Here is a 19676-nt window from a genome sequence, read left to right as displayed (position 1 = left end):
AGTGGTATAACTAGGTGGTTAATGGCGTCAACTCAAATGCAGCGTGCCCGCGACGGGCAGGTAACCCCGGCGATGGAACGCGTGGCAGAGCGTGAGAACCGTGACCCCGAGTTCGTCCGGGAGCAAGTCGCCAACGGGCAGGCCGTTATCCCGGCCAACCACGCCCACGAGTCGCTCGACCCGATGATTATCGGGCGGGAGTTCTCCACGAAGGTCAACGCCAACATCGGCAACAGCGAGGAGACGAGCAGCCTCGAAGGGGAACTCAAAAAACTTCACACGGCCGTTCACTACGGGGCCGACACCGTCATGGACCTCTCGACGGGGTCGAACCTCGACGAAATCCGGGAAGCGAACATCAAATATTCGCCCGTTCCGGTCGGGACGGTCCCGATTTACGAGGCGGTCAAACGCGCCGAAAGCCCCGAAGAAATCACCCACGAACTGCTGCTCGATGTCATCGAAAAGCAGGCCAAACAGGGCGTCGATTACATGACGATTCACGCCGGGGTGTTGATGGAACACTTGCCTTTGACCGACGGCCGGAAGACGGGAATTGTCTCTCGCGGCGGGTCTATCCTCGCACAATGGATGGAAGAAAACGGCATGCAGAACCCGCTGTACACGAAGTTCGAAGAGATCTGTGACATCTTCGCCGAGCACGACGTGACCTTCTCACTCGGCGATGGGCTTCGGCCGGGTTGTCTCGCCGACGCATCCGACGACGCGCAGTTTGCCGAACTCGAAACGCTGGGCGAACTCACCCGGACCGCGTGGGACCACGGTGTTCAGGTGATGGTCGAAGGCCCCGGACACGTTCCGATGGACGAGATTGCGGACAACGTCGAAGGACAGCAGGCGGTCTGTGACGGCGCGCCGTTCTACGTCCTCGGTCCCCTCGTCACCGACGTTGCTCCCGGCTACGACCACATTACGAGCGCTATCGGAGCGGCCGAAGCGGGTCGCTCCGGGGCCGCGATGCTGTGTTACGTGACGCCGAAAGAACATCTCGGACTTCCCGAGCAAGAGGACGTGCGCGAGGGACTCGCCGCGTACCGAATCGCCGCCCACGCGGCCGACGTCGCCAACGACCTGCCGGGCGCTCGCGACTGGGACGACGCGCTCTCGGAGGCACGCTACCAGTTCGACTGGCGTCGGCAGTTCGACCTCGCACTCGACCCCGAACGCGCCCAGTCGTACCACGACCAGACGCTGCCCGGCGACAACTACAAGGAAGCGCGGTTCTGCTCGATGTGTGGTGTCGAGTTCTGTTCGATGCGCATCGACCAAGACGCCCGCGACGCCGACGGCGAGATGTCGGAAATCGAATCCGAGACGGACCTGAACGTGTCCGAAGCTGCTGAGGCGAACCTTCCCCCGGTCGGCACGCACGACACGAGCGGCGTCCCCGAGGAAATCGAAATCAACGGCGTCACGTTCACGCCGGAACACGACCACGAACACGAACACAGCCACGCCGACGACTAAAGGGCCGAAAACCCTCAGTCCGAAGTGGACGAGACCGCCTCACCGAGGAGCACCACACCGCCGAGCAGGCAGCCAGTCACGAGGGCAATCAATGGTCCGACGAACGCCCCTTTCCCGCCGTACCGAAGGAATTCCTCGGTGACGACGAGTGTCCGAACGTTCAGTAGCGTGAGTCCGAGCGTCACGAAACTCAGTCCGACGATGACGACCGAGGCGATACTGCGTTCGGCGGCACGAACCTGAGTGAGGGAAACCACGCTCAGGAGGGCTGGTGTAACCCATATCCCACCACCGATTACGACCCCTCCCAGTGTCGTCGCCGACAACTGCGAGAGACGCACAGGCGGAATGGTGAACAGTGCGATGAGAACCCCGAAAACGCCGACGGCGAGTCCTTGCTGGAGACGCCGAATCCGGGACCCACCTCTCACTGCCATAAATGTTGTGTGGGTGTCACTTACTAATACGTTGCGGCGAACAGCGAACAGCGTGCAATCGGATATTTCCGCGACGTGTCGGTGGCTTCATTTTCTCCGTGTTTGAATTGCTACCTCGATGGTCCTCGGCGATTTCGTCCCCTCGTCTCCGCTCGTGAACGTCCTCGTGGTTCTCCTTACGCCCGGCCTCATCTGGTTCGGCAGCGGGTGGCTCGAAGAGTCTGCGGACCACCTCGCGACCCACTACGGCCTGCCAGCAGTGGTTCAAGGCTCGATTATCGTCGCGCTTGGGTCGAGTTTCCCCGAGTTCGCAAGCGTCACTATCGCTGCGGCCGCCGGTGTCTTCGACATGGGTGTCGGCGCAATTGTCGGGTCCGCCATCTTCAACATTCTCGTGATTCCGGCGCTGTCGGGACTCGCCTCCGAAGGCGACCTCGAAACCAGCCGTCTCGTCGTCTACAAGGAGGCGCAATTCTACATGGTCGCCGTCGCTACACTCGTGGTCACGTTTTCGCTTGCCGTCATCTACTTCCCCGAGCCGAACGCTCCACCGCTCACCGGCCAAATCACCCGTCCGCTCGCACTCATCCCGCTGTTTCTCTACGGACTCTACCTCTTCATTCAGTGGCAGGACGTGAGCGACTACGACGGCGGCGGCGAGGGCGTCGACGACGGCATCGCCCGCGAGTGGGGTCGACTGCTCGTCGGTCTCCTGATTATCCTCGTCGGCGTCGACCTGTTAGTCGGTAGCGTCGAATCGCTCAGCAGGACCTTCGGTGTCCCGACGTTCCTCTCTGGTATTACCATCATTGCTGCGGCGACGAGTCTTCCCGACACGCTCGTGAGCGTCCGCTCCGCGACGAACGGAAACAGCGCGACGAGCCTCGGAAACGTCCTCGGGTCGAACACCTTCGACCTGCTCGTTGCCATCCCCGTGGGCGTCCTCATCGTCGGCAGCGTCCCGGTCGACTTCGCCGTCGCTGTCCCGATGTTGGGTGTGCTGACGCTCGCAACGGTTCTCCTGTTCGGTATGCTCCGAACCGACTTATCGCTCACACGAGGCGAGGCCTACGGGCTCATGCTCTCGTACCTCGTGTTCGTCGCGTGGATTGTCACTGAAACAATCGGGCTGACAAATCTGATTCAAAACTAACCGCCCGCTGCTACTCTTCTCGTTTCGGTTCGCGAACGGTCAAGACGGGTACCGGCGACGTGCGGAGCAGCTTTTCGGCGACGCTCCCCAGCATGTAGCGGTCGAATCCCGTGTGACCGTGTGTTCCCATCACCACGAGGTCGATATCGTGGTCGTCGATGTACGAGAGCACACCCTGATGAATCGAGACGTCACGCTCGACAGCGTCGGTGACGTTCGCAACACCCGTCTCCGTCGCGATGTCGATAGCCTCGCTCACTGCACGTTCGGCGCGTTCTTCGAACTCCTCGACGAGAACCGGTCCCCGAACATCCGCACCAAAGTACGCAACATTCACGACTGAAAGCCCGTGGATGTCCGCCTCGGTCGCCACCGCGAGTTCGCTCCCGAGCGTGACCGCGGCGTTCGCACACGGACTTCCGTCGGTCGGCGTGAGAATATGCTCGTACGGATACGAGAGTGCAGATTGTTCATCCGGGCGTACCGTGAGCACGGGTACATCCGAGCGGCGGACGACGCGCTCTGTCGTGCTCCCAAGCAAGAGGCGACTCAGCCCGCTCCGCCCGTGGGTCGGCATGACGATGAGGTCGATATCGTTCGTCTCCCCGTAGTTGATAATCTCCTGATACGGTTCGCCATGTACAACTTCGGTTATCGTCTCGACATCGGTCTGTGACGCACGGGCGGCCGCATCGTCGACGAATTTCTCACCCTCGGTGGCACGGCGACTCGTGGCCTCGTCGTCGGGTTGGGGGCGTCGTTCCGGTTCGGGCGGCGCGACGTGCAGTAGATGGAGCGCAGCCCCGTGCATCTCGGCGATATCGAGGACGTGTTCGAGGACTGCCTCGGACCCACGACTGCCGTCTGTCGGAAAGAGCAGGCGGTCAAACATAGTTCACAGTTCTCAGTGTAGCTACAAAATATGGAAGGATGGTCGCCAGCGCATGGTAAGGACGGTAGCTGTGTTGTTACTCTCAGGTATGGCTCGCAACCGGTGCGCTGTGGCGTACGTCCAGTGGGTCTTCGAGGTCGCCCATGACGGCCTCGAACGCGTCGGTCGCGGTCAGCAACCCGGTCACTTCGCCGCCGTCGAGAACGAGCGCCAACTCCTGGCTCGCGGCTTGGAACTGGTCGATTGCCTCGCTAATCGATGTCTCCGCTGAGAGCGTCATCGGCGGCGTGGCGATATCGCGTAGCGTCACGTTGCCCGCCCGAAGTTCGTCGATGTTGTCGACGACGGTCGGCACGTAGACGATACCGTGGAACTCCTCGTGGTCGTCGCCGACGAGCGGGAAGCGCGTGTGGGGGCTCCCGCCGATACGGTCGATGTTCTCCTGTATGGTGTCTGCGGTCGAAAGCGAGACGATTTCCTCGGTCGGAACCATGACGTCGCCGACCGATTGTTCGTCGACGGAGAGGGCGTTGAGGACTTCTTCGCGGCGTTCGTCGGAGAGGTCACCGCGGTCGAGAACGGAGCCGATTCGGTTTCTGAGGTCCGCGCGCGATTCGATGGCGTCTGTTTCGGCTTCCAACCACGCGCCGGTCATCTCGACGCCGAACAGTTTGAGCGTCCACTTTGCGACGGAGTCTCCGAGTGAGATAAGCGGCGAGATGAGCTTTGCGAACCAGTACAGCGGCGTGGCCCCGTAGCGGGTGACGAATTTCGTTCGTTCGACGCCGAGGTAGGTCGGCGTCTGTTCACCGTGTGTTAGATGCAGGAGGTTGATGATGGCGAAGGCGATGATGCCACCAGCGCCGACCGACGCGAGAATGGTCGACTCGAAGTACGGTTCGAACAACGCTGCGAGCGCAGGCTCGGCGACGATACCGACGGCGATACTCGACGCCGTAATTCCGACCTGACAGCTCGTCAGATAGATTTCGAGGTCGTTCGTCATCTCCCACGCCCGCCGGAGCCCCGGCTTGTCGAACTCGGCTTCTGGGTACTGACGGACCCGCGTCAGCGCGAATTCGATGGCGACGAAAAATCCGTTGACGAGGATGAGGAGCAGTCCAACGAGCAATCGACTCGAAAGCTCGATGCCGTTCATCAGTGTGCTTGAACTACACGGCCCGCCGGTAAGTGCTTGGTGGGGTAGGCGGGTATCTCGGAGGGACAATAGAACTAGTTGGGCTTTGTCTTCTGAACCGATGAAAAGTTGCGTTGCAGTCTGTGTTCCAGGGATAGCAACTTTGTGTGGACGACGTCTCTGTGCTCCGAGGGAGCGGGTCTCTATTTTGAGGTTAGCGGACTCGCGTGGTTGTGAGTTCCGTATCTGGATTAATCCCACTAATTTCGAGGTACGCAACCGCCATGATACCCTGTATGAGTACGGTCGCGATTGCAGTCTCTACGACGACGATGCCCTGTGAGAGTGCACCGGTCGCCAACAGGGACAAGACCATGCCAAGAATGCCGTGTATCACAAGCGGGACGAAAATGAGCACGCCCAGTCGGAGTCGGTGCCCACGGGTCAGCCGCCAACTTCCGACGAGTGCGCCACGAACGCCCTTGTCGCGAATCGCAACCTCCTGACTAAAGAAGGCGACACCGATGCCGAAGACGGCCGTCGGCAGGAGGAGAACGAGCGAGGCGACCACCAACAGGCCGCGTCCGGGCCACGTCGCCACCAGCCAGTCGGATGCCGTAACGGTCGTGACGGCCGCCGCGCCCGCAACGCCGATACCGGCCGACAGCAGGAAGATAATCGCACCGAGGACGAACGTAATCCACGACCCAAGGAGTAGATGAAGGGTCGCTCGACCGAGTCGATACAGGACGAACTCCTCGGGGATGCTCTCACGCCAGTCGCTTACGAGAGTCCGGTGTGCGACGACTTGAACCGGAATGGTCAGGAGTCCACCGACGAAACTCGCAACGATCGACGCCTGAAAGGCGAGCGCTTTCGGTAGTTCTGTCCCAGCGAGCGGTAAGTCGGAACCAATCGCTTCTGGAGGTGTCGCAACCGTCCCAAGCGGAAGGTACGTCGAGGTGGCAAGCCAGACGAATACCGTCTGGATAGCCGTTCCAAGAAAGAACAGTATCATGAGAATGATACCGCTGCGCGCAGTTCCGCGAGCGAGTCCCTCGCGGATTGCATGGCGGACGTGAAGAGCCATACTGGGAAGGCACACAAGTCGTGGTGTTAACCGTATCGAGATACGCACTATCAGACGCTAGAGGGTACTGCGTCAGTTCATCCGTGTTTCACGTCCGGTTTTCTGGGCGAGAAAACCAGCCACCTATTTCAACTCGAATCCAGTAGATGCGTTTCTGTGAGTGAGGATATTCGCGCAACCGACGTGTACGCACTCCTCGACGATGAGTACGCACGCGCGATTCTCACTGCTACCAACGCCGAACCGATGTCAGCTAAAGCCCTGAGTGACGCATGCGATGCGTCCTTGCCGACGATTTATCGACGTGCCGACCGCCTCATCGAGTGTGGCCTCCTCGAGGAACAAACGGAGGTGGTCAAAGACGGCCACCACTACAGCGTCTACGAGGCCCGCCTCGAACGACTCACCATCGAACTCGAAGACGATGAGCTCAAACTCTCTATCGAAACCAAGCCCGCGCCCGACGTCGCCGACCGCTTTACCGACATGTGGGAGGGTCTCTAATGATTCCTCTCCACGCTGACTCCGCATCGGTTTACGCCGCCTATCTCGTACTCCTCGGCATCACGCTCGTCGCAATCGCAATGGGGCTTTTCATCGTGTTTCAGGCGTACCGTGGCTATCGTCGCAACCAGAGCCAACCGATGCTCTATCTCGCAATCGGATTTGCACTGCTGACTGTCATCCCGTTTGGTATCTCGCTTGCTGGGGCGTCAGTCGGGCAACTCCTCGGCGCAGAACCGATTGTATACACATACTACCTCCCAATCGTGGGGCGGATTGTCGAGGTGTGTGGGCTTGGAGTGATTCTGTATTCACTCTCAATCAGGTGAGATGAGTACGAGAGCACGGACGATAGTCGAGAACGGGAGAGAGAAGGGAGAAGAACGAATCGGGCAGGGGCTGTTGGCCAGCGTGGGGCAACACGGCCAACAACCCACCTGAGGCGGTGAACAGGTATCAATATCCTCATCGGTTTTCTGACTCAGAAAAAAGGGCGACTGCTTAACTATCATTGCAGTATCTATTCTTCTGTGTCACTCAACGTTACAACCTCCATCAAAGGCGGATTCCGTCGTGTCGCGACGCGAAACGGACTCCTGCTCATAGCCGCATACGCCGTTGTCGGGCTCATCTGGCAGGTCTCGTTCAATAGCCTCTTCGTACAAGGGGTTGCGCAATTCGCTCCCGAGGCTGCTGATGCCTCACCTGGGGTGCTAAGTGTCGACCTTCCTCTTGGGGTTCTCGCTGTGCTAACGTTTGTTCTATTCCTCGTGCTCCAGTATATGGCGCTGGTCGCAACCCGAATCCTCGTCGGCGGCTACGAACGCACGATTCCGAACGACCTGTTGACGCGGAACATCCCGCTTGCAATCGTCAACCTGTTCGTCGGTGGCATCGTCTATAGCGCTCTCGTTGTCATCGGCTCGATACTCGTCATCCCCGGCATCATCGCGTACCTGGCGTTCGTCTTCATGACGGTCTACATCGCCGTCGAGGACGAGAACTTCGTCGCGGCGCTCGGAGACAGTTGGTCGCTGACCCGCGGTAACTGGCTCCGATTGTTCCTGTTGTTCGTTGTTATCGGCGTTATCGGTGGGGTCCTGGGAGTGCTGTTCTCCATCGGTTCCATGCTCTCTCCGGCCGCCTCGACTATCCTCTCCGCGCTCGTGTTCCTCCCCTTCTCGGTGCTCAGCCTCGGTATCATCGCGGAGGCGTTCGTCCAACTCCGGGACGAGCGGTCAGCCGCAGCGACTACTGAAGCGATTTAAGCACCACTCTGGTCCCCGCTTTCTTTTTGGCGTCCGGCGGGTTCGTCGCGCCCGTCCCTTCAGATGCGATAACAGAATTCCGAAATCTCCGGCGAACGTGTTGCTACTGTCGCTCCAGACGCTGAAAACGGGTTGGATACCGGGGGGAGGTATCCAAAGGCGTATGGAGGGGGTCGGGTCAGCGGGGGGACGCGTACCCGGCAATTACACAGATACCGTGGGTCCACATGAACCCTGAGCGCAATTTTCTGACCCGGAAAAACGGAAGTCCCATATTTCACAAGTAAGTCCGTGTTGACTAGTATGTCCTCCTATCAAAAATCGGGAGACGCTGAGTCGGTCCCCGGTCTTTTGGACCGCATTCTTGGCCTTCTGCTGCCCGTGCTCAGCGGGACGTTTCTCGGTGCTGGCGGATTAGCTCTCGGTGCATTCCTCTCGGTGATTTCGATTTTGGCGCTTTCGGTAGCTGGATACGAACTCACCCCGACGGCGCTCATCGTCATCGGGTTGATTACGACACAGGGGGTCGGCTGCTTCGCGACGGCACTGACCTACGCCGGCGCTCGACACTACGTCGGCCAGTTCCTCGCAACAGTCGTCGGCGACCGGTCGTGGGTCCGGCAGTCGAAGTTCCGAATCCCCGCTCGCGTGCCCTCGACCCGCGAGGCGCTTGCCGTCGTTGTAACCTACGTTCTCACGTTCGTCGGAATCGGGATTGCTGGCTACACAATCTCACAACTCGGCCTCGAAGGCGCAGCAAACAGCGCCGCCACCACCGGGCTGGAACACCCACACATTCTGCTGTTGTTGGTTCCCGCCTCGATTCTGCTAATCGGCCCCGGTGAAGAACTCTTGTTCCGGGGTGTCGTTCAGGGCCGGCTCCGCGAGCGATTCGGGCCCGTACTCGCAATCGGGTTGACCAGTCTTCTGTTCGCCTCGATTCACTACGTCGCACTGACGGGCGCTGCCAGCGCCCGACTCGTGACAATCGGGCTGTTGCTCGTCCCGGCGCTCGCCTTCGGAACCGTGTACGAATACTCCGACAATATCGTCGTCCCCTCGCTGGTCCACGGCCTGTACAACGCGACGTTGTTCGGGGTTCTATACATTGGCCAAGTGTATGTCGGAGCACCCGGCGCCTGAGGACGCACGAAACGAAACCAATAGACGCACATATTGTTTACAATTGGATATTCATAATTTGTAAACTACAATGGTTATAGAGTAGACATTTATTCTGTTCCTAGCTCATATCGCACTCTATCATTACTGTATTTTTCAAATCAACACAATATATTTAATACCACACTGTCGACTTCTGGTTACGATGGGGGATTCTGAGACGGGGTCAACGCGTTCAAAGCCAGTACCTTCGCGGGAGCAATCGCTTCAAGTTCTGTTGGAGATTGAACTTGCAGAGGAGTGCGCTTGTCCGCTGTCGCATCCGGACTCGACCGTCGAGGACGTACACAATCAGATTACCCAGGATACGTGCCACGCGGAAGTCACTATTCACGGTGAAGCCGGCGATTCTCACGTTGTCCATTCGACGACATCGGTCGACGAATCGTGTCTCTGCCTCGCGTTCAGTGAAGTCGGTTGTGTCCCTCGTATCCAGCGTGCCGATTCGTCCGGTATCATTATCGAGACGTTCCTCTCCGAGCGGTCGATTATCAACGACCTTATCGAACGGCTCGATGCTGTTGCCGAGCGCGTCTCACTCAGACGTCTGACGACCAAGCAGTCGACGGCGGCGACTGCGTCGCCGACGGCCACAATCGACCTCTCGCACCTCACGGAGAAACAACGAGAGGCCGCGATGATTGCTGTCAGCGAAGGCTATTACGAGACGCCACGGCGGACAGACCTCGAAACGCTTGCGGCGACCCTCGAAATCTCGAAGTCGGCGCTCTCACAGCGACTGAACGCCGTCGAATCGAAGCTTACGAGGGCCGTCTTCGATTCTGCCGACTCGTCTCAGACCTAGTTGCATTGCACGACGATTCGAGTGTCAGTATGCGTCTCAATCGTTCTGTGCTATGGCTTCTCGCCGCATAGCGTGGTTATAAACTACTTCATTATGCAGCGACTTCCCTACTGGACCGGAATACCTCATCTCGACTGTACCTATGACGGACCCCCAACAGCCGAGACTGACGCCACTCCCGGAATGGGAGGACGAGGCCAAGCAGATTCTGGACGGCGTCGACTACGACGCCGACCTTGGATTACGAATGGCCCGTGACGCGATTCGCGTCTCAAACGGCGAGTTAACCGACGAAGCGTTCCACGAGAAATATCACGAGGAGGTCCTCGACGAGTTCGGCGAGGACAGCCGCCCGACGCGACCGGAGGGTTTCGACGATGAGTGACGGTGACGGCGTGTATCGACGAGACGTACTGAAAGCAAGTAGTGCCGCCGCCGTCGCGCTCGGCCTCGGTGGCGGGGGCTACATCTCATCGCTAGCCGAGACCGATGACGAACCGTTCTCACAGAAAGACCCGGGCATCGATAGTTTCGTCGGGCAGGACGAGGTGTTCAAGTCCGCCTGTTCACCCAACTGCCGTGGGAAGTGTCCGTTAGAGGTCCACGTCCGAGACGGGCGCGTCCGTAAAATCGAACCGCAGGTGCCCGAAGACGAGCGGTACAAGCGGGCGTGTCTACTCGGTCTGAGTCACACCCAGCGTATCTACAACCCGACGCGACTCAAGTACCCGATGAAGCGGGTCGACTGGTCGCCGGACAGTCCGAACCCGCAGGGCCGCGGTGAGGACGCGGAGTTCGAGCGCGTCACGTGGGACGAGGCGTTAGACCTCGTCGCAGAAGGGATGACCCGCGTCAAAGACACGTACAGTCCCGAGAGCGTCCTGTTCCACGCTGGCTCCGGGAACTACGGGATTAACAGCACCGTCGAATCCCGCCTCGCCAACCTCTTCGGTGGGTCGACGCCGGGGTGGTCTATCGACGCCAACGTCGGCCGCGGGTTCAACAGAATCACTGGACACGGGTACTACCTCCCGCAGACGAACGAGTCCGAAGACTGGGAGAACGCGAAGACGTTCATCGCTTGGGGGACCGATATCTTCTCCAGCCAACTCCAGATGGACGCGTCGAAGCTCCTCGATATGAAAGAACAGGGCGGAAAGCTCGTCGTCGTCGACCCGGTCTACACGACGACCGCGTCGAAGGCCGACCTCTGGTTACCCGTCAACCCCGGCAAGGACGTACACCTCATCCTCGGGATGATGAACTACGTCCTCGATATGGGACTCGAAGATACCGAGTTCCTCCGGAAGCGGACGACAGCGCCCGCACTCATCGGCCCCGACGGAACGATGCTCGACGCGAAGGGCGTCATCGAGGGCGTGACGGAGTCGAAACCGGTGGGCGTAGACGAACAGACCGGGGAACTCGTCGCGCTCGAACCCGAGACGCCCGGCTCGTACGTCCTCACCGGCACGTACACAGTCGACGGGAAATCGTACGAGACGGCGCTGTCTCGACTCAAGGGACACGTCGCCGACTACCCCGTCGAGGAGATGGCCGAAATCAGCGGCGTGCCCGCGAAGAACATCCGGAAGGCTGCGCGGTGGCTTGCGACCCGTGGCCCCGGCGGTATCGCGCCGAGTTACGCAATCGGCCGGTACATCCACGGCCACGTCTTCGGGCAGGCGTACGCGATTATGCTCGCGCTCACCGGCGACTACGGGAAGCACGGAAACGTTCACGCCCACCACCCACTCGGCGCATCGCTCGACACCGGTGGGTGGGGGTCGCCGGACGATGCGCCCGGTTCGAAGACGCTCTACTTCCACGAGTACGCCGACGCGATGCTGAACGGCGACCCGCGACAAATCAAGGCCGTCTACTCCATCGAGTCGAACATGCTGGGGAACCAGTTCCCCAACCGCCAGCGCCACCTCAAGGGTATCGAGAATCTCGATATGTTCGTCGTCGCAGACATCCACCACACGCCGACGGTCCAACAGGCGGACATCATCCTCCCGGCGGCCCACTGGTTCGAGACCGAAGACATCGTCTCGTCGTGGGGGTCCCACCCGCACATCACCTATCGACACAAGGTCCAAGAGCCGCTTTGGGAGTCGCGCGACGACTACTATATGATTCGCGACCTCGCGAAGAAACTCGGCTTCGGGGACTACTTCCCGGAAGAAAAGCGGGAGGTCCTCCGGACGATGTCGGATGGCGACGACCGGTTCGACTTCGACGAACTCCGCGAACGGGGGACCGCACACCTCGGGACGCCGACCGTCAAGTACACCGGCGAGTTCCCGACTCCGAGCGGCCGTATCGAACTGTACGACGAGGACGCACCCTCGGAGAAGGGCGTCGACCTCCAGTTACCGAAGCCCATCGAGTCGCGGACGGCCGAGGACTACGAGGGGGCCGACGAGTACCCACTCATCTTCATGCAGAAACACGGGCGGTTCCGTCTCCACTCGCAGTTCGAGTATCAGCAGTGGATTCGGGAGATTAACCCGGAGCCACAGCTCGACATTCACCCGAAAGACGCCGAAGCGCGCGGTATCGAGGACGACGACTACGTCCGCGTCCACAACGACCGCGGCGAGATGGTTGTCAAAGCGAAGCTGAACGACGCGATGAAACCCGGTCTCGTCAACACCGACCAGGGATGGTGGACACGGGATTACGTCAAAGGACACCACAACGACCTGACGCACGACGAAGTGAGCGACGTCGGAAAGACGTTCTCGTTCTACGACGTGCGCGTCGAGGTCGAACCGGCACCGGACGACATCGACACGAGCAAATACGAAGGCAACCAGCCGACCGGCGCTGACGCGTCGAGCGCTGGCGTGGGAGGTGACTAATCGGAACGGCACACATCGCATCATTGCCGTCGGGGAGTGAACTGGTCGTCTCCCACCCCTCCTCACTCCCCATTCACGCGTTCGAAGACAAGCCGAGTTCTCCCGTCGTCTGGTCGTCTCTCGTTCTCCTGATCGACTGGTCCCCCATTCTCCTGAGCGACTGGTCTCTTCGAGTGCCAGTGCCGTTGACCGACTCGTCTCTCACCGACCGCAACGGCCCGTTTCTCGCGGTGAAGCCACTGACGATTGTTCGCACACGTCGAAGACGGTATATAAACCGCTTCATTATGCAGCAAGCGGCCTACCGGACCCGAGTCCGTCAGTTCAGGTGTACCCATGAGGGACCTCCAACAGCCGAGACTGACACCACTCCCGGAGTGGGAAGCCGAGGCCAAGCAGATTCTGGACGGCGTCGACTACGACGCCGATTTAGGATTACGCATGGCCCGTGACGCGATTCGTGTCTCAAACGGCGAGCTAACCGACGAAGCGTTCCACGAGAAGTACCACGAGGAGGTCCTCGCCGAGTTCGGCGAGGACAGCCGCCCGACGCGTCCAGAGGGATTCGATGATGGCGGACGGTGATGGTGTCTACCGCCGCGACGTCCTGAAGGCGAGTAGCGCCGCCGCCGTCGCACTCGGCCTCGGCGGGGGCGGATACATTTCGTCGCTGGCCCAGACGGGCGACGAACCGTTCTCGCAGCAAAACCCCGGCATCGACAGTTTCGTCGGGCAGGACGAGGTCATCAAGACCGCGTGCGCCCCTAACTGCCGTGGCAAGTGCCCGTTAGAGGCGCACGTCCGCGACGGACGCGTCCGAAAGATCGAACCGCAGGTTCCCGAAGACGAGCGGTACAAGCGCGCCTGTACGCTCGGCCTGTCTCACACACAGCGCGTCTACAACTCCACGCGCTTGAAATACCCGATGCGTCGTGTCGGTTGGTCGCCGGACGACCCGAACCCGGAGGGCCGCGGTGACGACGCCGAATTCGAGCGCATCACGTGGGACGAAGCCCTCGACCACATCGCGTCGGAGATGGAAGACGCGCGCGAACAGTACGGTCCCGAGAGCGTCTACTTCGAAACCGGCTCCGGTGACAACGGTATCAGCGCGACGATACAGAGCCGTCTCTCGTCCCTCTTCGGTGGGACGCAGATGACGTGGTCTATCGACATCAACGTCGGTCTCGGATTCCGTCGCCTCTCCGGCGGCGGTTTCTTCAACGTCCCGACGAACGAGGTCGCCGACTGGAAAAACGCGAACACGGTCATCGTCTGGGGGTCGGACATCTTCGCCAGCCAACTGCAGCAAGATGCGTCGAAGCTCCTCGATGCCGTCGAAAACGGGGCGAAACTCGTTTGCGTCGACCCGGTGTTCACCAACACCGCGGCCAAAGCGGACCTGTGGTTGCCGGTCAAACCCGGCAAAGACACGCCGCTGACGCTGGCGATGATCAAGACTGTTCTCGACGAAGAGACCTACGACACCGAGTTCCTCCGCGAGCGGTCGCTCGCTCCGGCGCTTGTCCGCTCGGACAACGGCAAACTGCTCGACGCGAGCGAGGTCGTCGAGGGCGTCACCGAGGACCGCCCGGTCGCCATCGACGAAACGACGGGCGAACCGGTCGCACTCGAACCCGAGACGTACGGCGAGTACGCGCTCTTCGGGGAGTACACCGTCGGCGGGGTTACCTGCCAGACGGCCATGACGATGCTCGAATCGTTCGTCGCCGACTACGACCCGGACGAAATCGCCAGCGAGGTCGGCATCCAAGCCCAGAACATCCGGACGGCCGCACGGTGGCTTGCGACCCGCGGCCCCGGCGGAATCGCGTCTGGGTACGGTATCGACCGGTACAAGTACGGTCATATCTTTGGGCAGGCGTACGCCATCCTACTGGCGCTCACCGGCGACTACGGTCGCCACGGGAGCCTTCAGGGAAGCCACCCCGCAGGCGGTTCCTACAACGACGGTGGCTACGGCTCGGTGGAAGACGGCGCCGGCACGACCGTCCTCCCACAGACAAAAATTCTCACAGCCATGGAGTCGGGCGACCCGCACCAACTGAAGGTGATGTACGCCCAGGAATCGAACTTCATCGCCAACCAGCTCCCCGACCGACAACGCTGGCTGGAGGCGGCGAAGAACCTCGACCTCATCGCCGTGGCGGACATGCACCACACGCCGACCGTCCAGCACGCGGATATCATCCTGCCCGCGTCGCACTGGTTCGAGCGTGAGGACGTCGTCACGACGTGGGGTGGCCACCCGCACATCATGTATCGCCAGCCGGCACACGACCCGCTGTGGGAGGCGAAATCCGACCACTGGATGCTCGTCCGCCTCGCCGAACGGCTCGGGTACGGCGACTACTTCATCCGCGACAAGTCGGAGACGCTGAAGACGATGTTGAAACACGACGACGTCGTCGACTACGAGACGCTCAAGAGACAAGGTACGGTCAAGGTCAACACCCCGACGGTCAAGTTCAAAGGCGAGTTCAACACGCCGTCGGGTCGGCTGGAGATATACGACGAAGACGCGCCGACGGAAAACGGGGTCTCCCTCGAATTCCCGAAACCGATGGAGAGTCGGACCGCCGACGACTGGGAGACTGCGGACGACTACCCACTGACGTTCATCCAGAAGCACTCGAAGTGGCGCATCCACTCGCAGTACGAGTACCAAAACTGGCTTCGTGAGATTAACCCTGAGCCGCAGCTCGACATCAACCCCAAAGATGCGAAGGCACGCGGTATCGAGGACAGCGACTACGTCCGCGTCCACAACGACCGCGGCGAGATGGTCGTCAAAGCGAAGCTGAACGAAGCTATCCAACCCGGCTTAGTCAACACCGATCAGGGTTGGTGGGGTAGCGACTACGTTCGCGGCCACCACAACGACCTGACGCACACCGATGTCTGCGAAGTGACCGGCAACTTCGCGTTCTACGACGTGCGGGTCGAGGTCGAACCGGCCCCGGACGATATCGACACGAGCAAATACGCGGATAACCAGCCGACCGGGGTCAACAAACCCGTCGCTGGGGCAGGAGGTGACTAATCATGACGAAATACGGACTCGTAATCGACCAAGAGCGATGTATCGGCTGTCACGCGTGTGCAGTCACGTGTAAACAAGAGAACAACGTCCCGATGGGACAGTATTGGAACCGCGTCCTCACGGAAGGCGGCGACAAAATCGACACCCCGGCCGGGACGTACCCGGAACACGGCGAAGACGGCACGCTCGACATGGGCTACCAGCCGACGGCGTGCCAACACTGTGAGAACGCACCCTGTGTCAAAGTGTGTCCGGTCAACGCGACCTACACCCGCGACGACGGAATCGTCGAAATCGACTACGACAAGTGTATCGGGTGCCGGTACTGCATGGCCGCCTGTCCGTACAACGCACGGGTGTTCAACTGGGAAGAATCCAAGACGATTCCCGAGGAAGGGACCGGTGACGTTCCGGCCCGTCCGCAGGGCGTCGTCGAGAAGTGTACCTTCTGTAGCCACCGCGTCGACGAGGGCCTCGACCCCGCCTGTGTCGTGAACTGTCCCGCCGATGCTCGTATCTTCGGCGACCTCGACAACGAGGAAAGCACCGTCTCGCGGTACATCAAGAAGTACGAAACCCACCGACTGCTCGAAGACCGCGGCACCGACCCGAAGACGTACTACATCCGCGGGGAGATGAGTCCCGGTCGACCGCAGACCTCGGACAAGATGGAGAGCGAACTCGACGAAGAAGACCTCTCTACGTGGACGCCCCCGGAGGAACCATCGGCGGATGAGTCGAGCGGTGCCGGCGCAAGTCACGGCTCGGTCTCGGCCGATGCGATGCCACACGTTCCGGTCGTGAACAACGGAGGTGACGACTAATGTCCAGACAGACCGTCTCATCACGGTTTGCGATTCCAGCGTTCGGGAGCACCGGGAAGCTATGGTTAGGTCTCCTCAGCGTGCTCGTGGTCGCGGGCGTCGCCGCGTGGATGTACCAACTCACCACCGGGTTGGTCGCGACGGGAATGCGCAACGTGTTCTCGTGGGGGCTGTACATCATGATGTTCGTCCTGTTCGTCGGGCTGTCGGCGGGCGGACTCATCATTTCGAGCGCCCCGAAGTTCTTCCACTCGCACCGATACGAAGGATTCGCACGCCTCGGTGTCTTGGTGAGTCTCGCGTGTATCACCGTCGCCGGGCTGTTAATCCTGCCCGACATCGGTCGCCCAGAGCGTATCTATCAGTTTTTCACCTCGCCGGACTTCCGGTCGCCGATGGTGTGGGACTTTGCCATCGTCATCCTCTACGGGGTGCTCAACCTCTGGTACCTGTGGTTGCTGACTCGGCGTGACCTCGCGGCTCGCGGCTCGAAGTTAGCCTTCGGCGTCTCGGATACGGAGGCCGGTCGCAAACGCGACCGTAAGCTCATGTTCTGGACCGCAGCCATCGCGCTGCCGACCGCCGTCGCGCTCCACTCGGTCACCGGGTGGATTTTCGCGACGCAAATCGGTCGCGGTGACTGGTTTAGCCCGCTCGTCGCGCCGGTGTTCATCGCAAAGGCGCTCGTCTCCGGCCTCGGCCTGCTGTTGGTCGTGTCCATCCTCGCAGACCGGTTCACGAAGTTCAGCGTCAACCGCGAGGAACTCACCAGCCTCGGGAAGGTGCTCGGTATCTTCCTCGCGTTCCACGTGGTCTACCTGCTCGCTGCCGAGCGACTCCCGCACGCGTGGGCGGACCACTTCGAGTTCTGGGCAATCACCAGCGGCTTCCTCGTCGGCGAATCGGCCTACTTCTGGCTGTGGACCGTCGTCGGCGGGGCGATTCCGCTCGCCTTACTGTCGGTGCCGTCGCTCCGCAAGCGCGTGTCGGTTATCTTCACGGCCGGTCTGCTGGCGGTCTTCGGGACGATGTTCGAGGGTATCCGCCTCGTCTTCACGGGCTACGACGTGGCGAACATCGACGCCGCACCGGGTATCTCCGTGGGTGCTGGATACAACGGCGTCACCACCGATATTTGGGCGACTGCGGGGACGTACACGCCCACGCTCGTCGAAGTTACCATCACGCTCGGCATCGTCGCACTTGGTGCGATAATCGTCACGCTCGGGCTTCGGTACATTCCGATGGAGCAGTTCGACACGCAGTCGACTCCCGACACCCACGGTGTCGAACCGGCTCACGCGACTGACGGCGGCGAACCAACGACCCTCTCGGAGGGAGAACGATGAGCAATCCAACGGCTGAAACCCCTGAAACACCTGAAACCCAACCCGACAGCCCATCCGGCACACAGTCGGAATCTGCTGAGTCGTTCGACTCGGAGGTCGCGGCGACGTATGCCGTCCTCACCACGTGCTGGCGCGAGCCGACCGACCACCTCGTTTCGGTCCTCGAACGCGGCGAGCTGACGCCGCTTTTCGGGTCGCTCGACGAGGTTGACGGACGCGACCTTCGAAGCGAGTACGCCCGATTGTTCATCGGGCCGGCCGGCCCGCCGTGTCCGCCGTACGAGAGCGTCTACCGCGACGGCGACGGCGACGACTTCGGACCAGTCATGGGTCCCGCGACGATTGCGGTCGACCACTGGTATCGCTCCTTCGGTCTCGAAAACGCTCCCGAGCAGGCGGACCTGCCGGACCACATCGCAACCGAACTGGAGTTCTGTGCCCACCTCGCGTCGGAGGGGAGGGACGACCGCCTCGAACAGTTCCTCGACGAACACCCCCGGGCTTGGACGACGGCGTTCCTCGACCGGGTCGAAGCCGAGACGAACGAGCCGTTCTACGCGTCGCTGGCAGCGACGACGCGCGAGGTGCTCCAACGGTAGCTCGCGTTCGGGGTGGACCACGACGGTAGCACCACCGAACGTGGAGGGTTTGTCATGAGGACTTCCGACCGATACAGCTACGAAGTCACGTACGATGTCGTCGACGGGTCCCGAGATGAATACGAGTCGTGGCTCTCTGCGGCAACGGCGCAGTGGATTACCGCCGAGACGGTGTGCGGCTTTCAGTGTGAACACACCGTGGTCGGGCCGGGGCCGAGCGTCCGACTTCGATTCGAGTTCGATACGCTCGGCGACTGGAACGCGTTCGTCACCGCCGAGAGCCACCACCAGTGTCTCGACCGACTCCGGACGATGACCGACAACCTGACAACAGTCGTGTGGACGCCAGTGACGATTCCGCTCAGCGCAACTTCGCCATCGCCGCAGTCAGCAGCCTACGACTGACTCCCCCCTACACTGTTTTGAACTGCTAGGAACCCGGTCGGAGCGCTTCGTCTCCACCTCCTTGTATTAAAGCCCTTAATTATTCGCGGTTACATACAGCGTCCGCGTCAACCAACCATTGCATAGTGACTGCTCATGTCTGTACCACGGTTCCCTACTCACGAGGCGTTTCCGCTTACAACCCCGATTCACGTGAGGGGTGACAGACAGGTCTCGCTGTCCGGTGCTGACCTTGCGACGTTCCCCACCGACGAGTGCACGGTGACGGTGAAGTGTGCCTCGGGGACGCGTCATACCGCCACGTGGACCGGGATTCCAGTCCTCGACCTGCTGTCGGAAGCCGACCTCTCGGACGAGACGACCCACGTCCTCGTCGAAAGCGACGACGGCTATCGAATCTGCATCGACGTCTATGCGGCGCTCGATGGCCTGCTCGCGTTCGCCCGCGACGGGACGCCGATTGCCGACGAGAAGTCGTACGAAACCCGATTTATCGCGCCCAGTATCGACGGTTCTCGGACGGCGAAGGATGTCCAGTCAATCGAGGCCCGACAGCTTGACCCCGGAACCGACCCCGAGACGCTCGAAGATATCTTCAAGAAACCCTGATT

General features: G+C 60.8%; 20 protein-coding genes. 16 read left to right on the top strand and 4 right to left on the bottom strand.

The window, feature by feature from the left end:
- Window positions 1-72: 72 nt before the first annotated feature.
- Window positions 73-1488, top strand: coding sequence for a phosphomethylpyrimidine synthase ThiC (thiC, locus tag HFX_RS12530; protein ID WP_004059605.1), 1416 nt, complete (start codon window positions 73-75; stop codon window positions 1486-1488).
- Between the two features lie 14 nt (window positions 1489-1502).
- Here thiC and HFX_RS12525 read toward each other — a convergent pair whose 3' ends face one another.
- Complete coding sequence (locus tag HFX_RS12525; protein WP_004059606.1) at window positions 1503-1925, bottom strand: hypothetical protein; 423 nt, start codon at window positions 1923-1925, stop codon at window positions 1503-1505.
- 118 nt (window positions 1926-2043) lie between these two features.
- Here HFX_RS12525 and HFX_RS12520 point away from each other — a divergent pair, with 118 nt between their 5' ends.
- Window positions 2044-3078, top strand: a complete 1035-nt coding sequence (locus HFX_RS12520; protein ID WP_004059607.1) for a sodium:calcium antiporter — start codon at window positions 2044-2046, stop codon at window positions 3076-3078.
- A gap of 10 nt (window positions 3079-3088) precedes the next feature.
- Here HFX_RS12520 and HFX_RS12515 read toward each other — a convergent pair whose 3' ends face one another.
- From HFX_RS12515 to HFX_RS12505, 3 genes are all read right to left on the bottom strand, one after another.
- Window positions 3089-3970 (bottom strand): universal stress protein, encoded by an 882-nt coding sequence (locus HFX_RS12515; RefSeq protein WP_004059608.1) that lies wholly within the window; start codon window positions 3968-3970, stop codon window positions 3089-3091.
- 82 nt (window positions 3971-4052) lie between these two features.
- A complete protein-coding gene (locus HFX_RS12510) occupies window positions 4053-5129 on the bottom strand; it encodes a CNNM domain-containing protein (RefSeq protein WP_004059609.1) in 1077 nt (358 codons plus the stop codon).
- 193 nt (window positions 5130-5322) lie between these two features.
- The gene (locus tag HFX_RS12505) at window positions 5323-6198 is read right to left on the bottom strand and encodes a hypothetical protein (RefSeq protein ID WP_004059610.1); all 876 of its coding nucleotides are present in this window, start codon (window positions 6196-6198) and stop codon (window positions 5323-5325) included.
- Between the two features lie 156 nt (window positions 6199-6354).
- Here HFX_RS12505 and HFX_RS12500 point away from each other — a divergent pair, with 156 nt between their 5' ends.
- From HFX_RS12500 to HFX_RS12435, 14 genes are all read left to right on the top strand, one after another.
- Window positions 6355-6702: a winged helix-turn-helix domain-containing protein gene (locus HFX_RS12500; RefSeq protein ID WP_004059611.1), complete on the top strand. Its 348-nt coding sequence runs from the start codon at window positions 6355-6357 to the stop codon at window positions 6700-6702.
- Window positions 6702-7031 carry a DUF7521 family protein gene (locus HFX_RS12495; protein ID WP_004059612.1) on the top strand — a complete coding sequence of 110 codons (330 nt, stop codon included), beginning with the start codon at window positions 6702-6704 and terminating at the stop codon, window positions 7029-7031. Before HFX_RS12500 ends, HFX_RS12495 begins: the two co-directional genes overlap by 1 nt.
- Before the next feature lie 201 nt (window positions 7032-7232).
- On the top strand, window positions 7233-7970 hold the full coding sequence (locus HFX_RS12490) for a hypothetical protein (protein ID WP_004059613.1): 738 nt from the start codon (window positions 7233-7235) through the stop codon (window positions 7968-7970).
- A 303-nt stretch (window positions 7971-8273) separates the two neighbouring features.
- A complete protein-coding gene (locus HFX_RS12485; RefSeq protein WP_004059614.1) occupies window positions 8274-9113 on the top strand; it encodes a CPBP family intramembrane glutamic endopeptidase in 840 nt (279 codons plus the stop codon).
- Window positions 9114-9297: 184 nt separating this feature from the next.
- Entirely contained in the window at window positions 9298-9957 is a 660-nt protein-coding gene (locus tag HFX_RS12480; protein ID WP_179955341.1) for a helix-turn-helix domain-containing protein, read from the top strand.
- 142 nt (window positions 9958-10099) lie between these two features.
- Window positions 10100-10342 (top strand): 4Fe-4S ferredoxin N-terminal domain-containing protein, encoded by a 243-nt coding sequence (locus HFX_RS12475; protein ID WP_004059616.1) that lies wholly within the window; start codon window positions 10100-10102, stop codon window positions 10340-10342.
- Window positions 10335-12824, top strand: a complete 2490-nt coding sequence (locus HFX_RS12470) for a molybdopterin-containing oxidoreductase family protein (RefSeq protein ID WP_004059617.1) — start codon at window positions 10335-10337, stop codon at window positions 12822-12824. The genes HFX_RS12475 and HFX_RS12470 overlap by 8 nt, the downstream gene beginning before the upstream one ends.
- A gap of 336 nt (window positions 12825-13160) precedes the next feature.
- Window positions 13161-13409, top strand: coding sequence for a 4Fe-4S ferredoxin N-terminal domain-containing protein (locus HFX_RS12465; protein WP_004059618.1), 249 nt, complete (start codon window positions 13161-13163; stop codon window positions 13407-13409).
- Window positions 13396-15888, top strand: a complete 2493-nt coding sequence (locus tag HFX_RS12460) for a molybdopterin-dependent oxidoreductase (RefSeq protein WP_004059619.1) — start codon at window positions 13396-13398, stop codon at window positions 15886-15888. Before HFX_RS12465 ends, HFX_RS12460 begins: the two co-directional genes overlap by 14 nt.
- Before the next feature lie 2 nt (window positions 15889-15890).
- On the top strand, window positions 15891-16712 hold the full coding sequence (gene dsrO / locus HFX_RS12455) for a sulfate reduction electron transfer complex DsrMKJOP subunit DsrO (RefSeq protein WP_004059620.1): 822 nt from the start codon (window positions 15891-15893) through the stop codon (window positions 16710-16712).
- A complete protein-coding gene (nrfD, locus tag HFX_RS12450) occupies window positions 16712-18061 on the top strand; it encodes an NrfD/PsrC family molybdoenzyme membrane anchor subunit (RefSeq protein WP_004059621.1) in 1350 nt (449 codons plus the stop codon). The genes dsrO and nrfD overlap by 1 nt, the downstream gene beginning before the upstream one ends.
- Window positions 18058-18660, top strand: coding sequence for a TorD/DmsD family molecular chaperone (locus HFX_RS12445; protein ID WP_004059622.1), 603 nt, complete (start codon window positions 18058-18060; stop codon window positions 18658-18660). Before nrfD ends, HFX_RS12445 begins: the two co-directional genes overlap by 4 nt.
- A 54-nt stretch (window positions 18661-18714) precedes the next feature.
- Entirely contained in the window at window positions 18715-19065 is a 351-nt protein-coding gene (locus tag HFX_RS12440) for a hypothetical protein (RefSeq protein WP_014732457.1), read from the top strand.
- 135 nt (window positions 19066-19200) lie between these two features.
- The gene (locus HFX_RS12435) at window positions 19201-19674 is read left to right on the top strand and encodes a molybdopterin-dependent oxidoreductase (protein ID WP_049917488.1); all 474 of its coding nucleotides are present in this window, start codon (window positions 19201-19203) and stop codon (window positions 19672-19674) included.
- Window positions 19675-19676 lie beyond the last annotated feature (2 nt).

Source organism: Haloferax mediterranei ATCC 33500 (genome assembly GCF_000306765.2).
Classification (GTDB): domain Archaea; phylum Halobacteriota; class Halobacteria; order Halobacteriales; family Haloferacaceae; genus Haloferax; species Haloferax mediterranei.
The sequence above is the reverse complement of the archived record's forward strand: the minus strand, read 5'-3'. Positions and strand labels throughout refer to the sequence as shown.

What these genes read in the sequence shown, in the direction of transcription:
- thiC (WP_004059605.1), top strand. Translation starts at nt 73, where the DNA reads ATGGAACGCGTGGCAGAGCGTGAGAACCGTGACCCCGAGTTCGTCCGG.
- HFX_RS12525 (WP_004059606.1), bottom strand. Translation starts at nt 1,925, where the DNA reads ATGGCAGTGAGAGGTGGGTCCCGGATTCGGCGTCTCCAGCAAGGACTC.
- HFX_RS12520 (WP_004059607.1), top strand. Translation starts at nt 2,044, where the DNA reads ATGGTCCTCGGCGATTTCGTCCCCTCGTCTCCGCTCGTGAACGTCCTC.
- HFX_RS12515 (WP_004059608.1), bottom strand. Translation starts at nt 3,970, where the DNA reads ATGTTTGACCGCCTGCTCTTTCCGACAGACGGCAGTCGTGGGTCCGAG.
- HFX_RS12510 (WP_004059609.1), bottom strand. Translation starts at nt 5,129, where the DNA reads ATGAACGGCATCGAGCTTTCGAGTCGATTGCTCGTTGGACTGCTCCTC.
- HFX_RS12505 (WP_004059610.1), bottom strand. Translation starts at nt 6,198, where the DNA reads ATGGCTCTTCACGTCCGCCATGCAATCCGCGAGGGACTCGCTCGCGGA.
- HFX_RS12495 (WP_004059612.1), top strand. Translation starts at nt 6,702, where the DNA reads ATGATTCCTCTCCACGCTGACTCCGCATCGGTTTACGCCGCCTATCTC.
- HFX_RS12485 (WP_004059614.1), top strand. Translation starts at nt 8,274, where the DNA reads ATGTCCTCCTATCAAAAATCGGGAGACGCTGAGTCGGTCCCCGGTCTT.
- HFX_RS12480 (WP_179955341.1), top strand. Translation starts at nt 9,298, where the DNA reads ATGGGGGATTCTGAGACGGGGTCAACGCGTTCAAAGCCAGTACCTTCG.
- HFX_RS12475 (WP_004059616.1), top strand. Translation starts at nt 10,100, where the DNA reads ATGACGGACCCCCAACAGCCGAGACTGACGCCACTCCCGGAATGGGAG.
- HFX_RS12470 (WP_004059617.1), top strand. Translation starts at nt 10,335, where the DNA reads ATGAGTGACGGTGACGGCGTGTATCGACGAGACGTACTGAAAGCAAGT.
- HFX_RS12465 (WP_004059618.1), top strand. Translation starts at nt 13,161, where the DNA reads ATGAGGGACCTCCAACAGCCGAGACTGACACCACTCCCGGAGTGGGAA.
- HFX_RS12460 (WP_004059619.1), top strand. Translation starts at nt 13,396, where the DNA reads ATGGCGGACGGTGATGGTGTCTACCGCCGCGACGTCCTGAAGGCGAGT.
- dsrO (WP_004059620.1), top strand. Translation starts at nt 15,891, where the DNA reads ATGACGAAATACGGACTCGTAATCGACCAAGAGCGATGTATCGGCTGT.
- nrfD (WP_004059621.1), top strand. Translation starts at nt 16,712, where the DNA reads ATGTCCAGACAGACCGTCTCATCACGGTTTGCGATTCCAGCGTTCGGG.
- HFX_RS12445 (WP_004059622.1), top strand. Translation starts at nt 18,058, where the DNA reads ATGAGCAATCCAACGGCTGAAACCCCTGAAACACCTGAAACCCAACCC.
- HFX_RS12440 (WP_014732457.1), top strand. Translation starts at nt 18,715, where the DNA reads ATGAGGACTTCCGACCGATACAGCTACGAAGTCACGTACGATGTCGTC.
- HFX_RS12435 (WP_049917488.1), top strand. Translation starts at nt 19,201, where the DNA reads ATGTCTGTACCACGGTTCCCTACTCACGAGGCGTTTCCGCTTACAACC.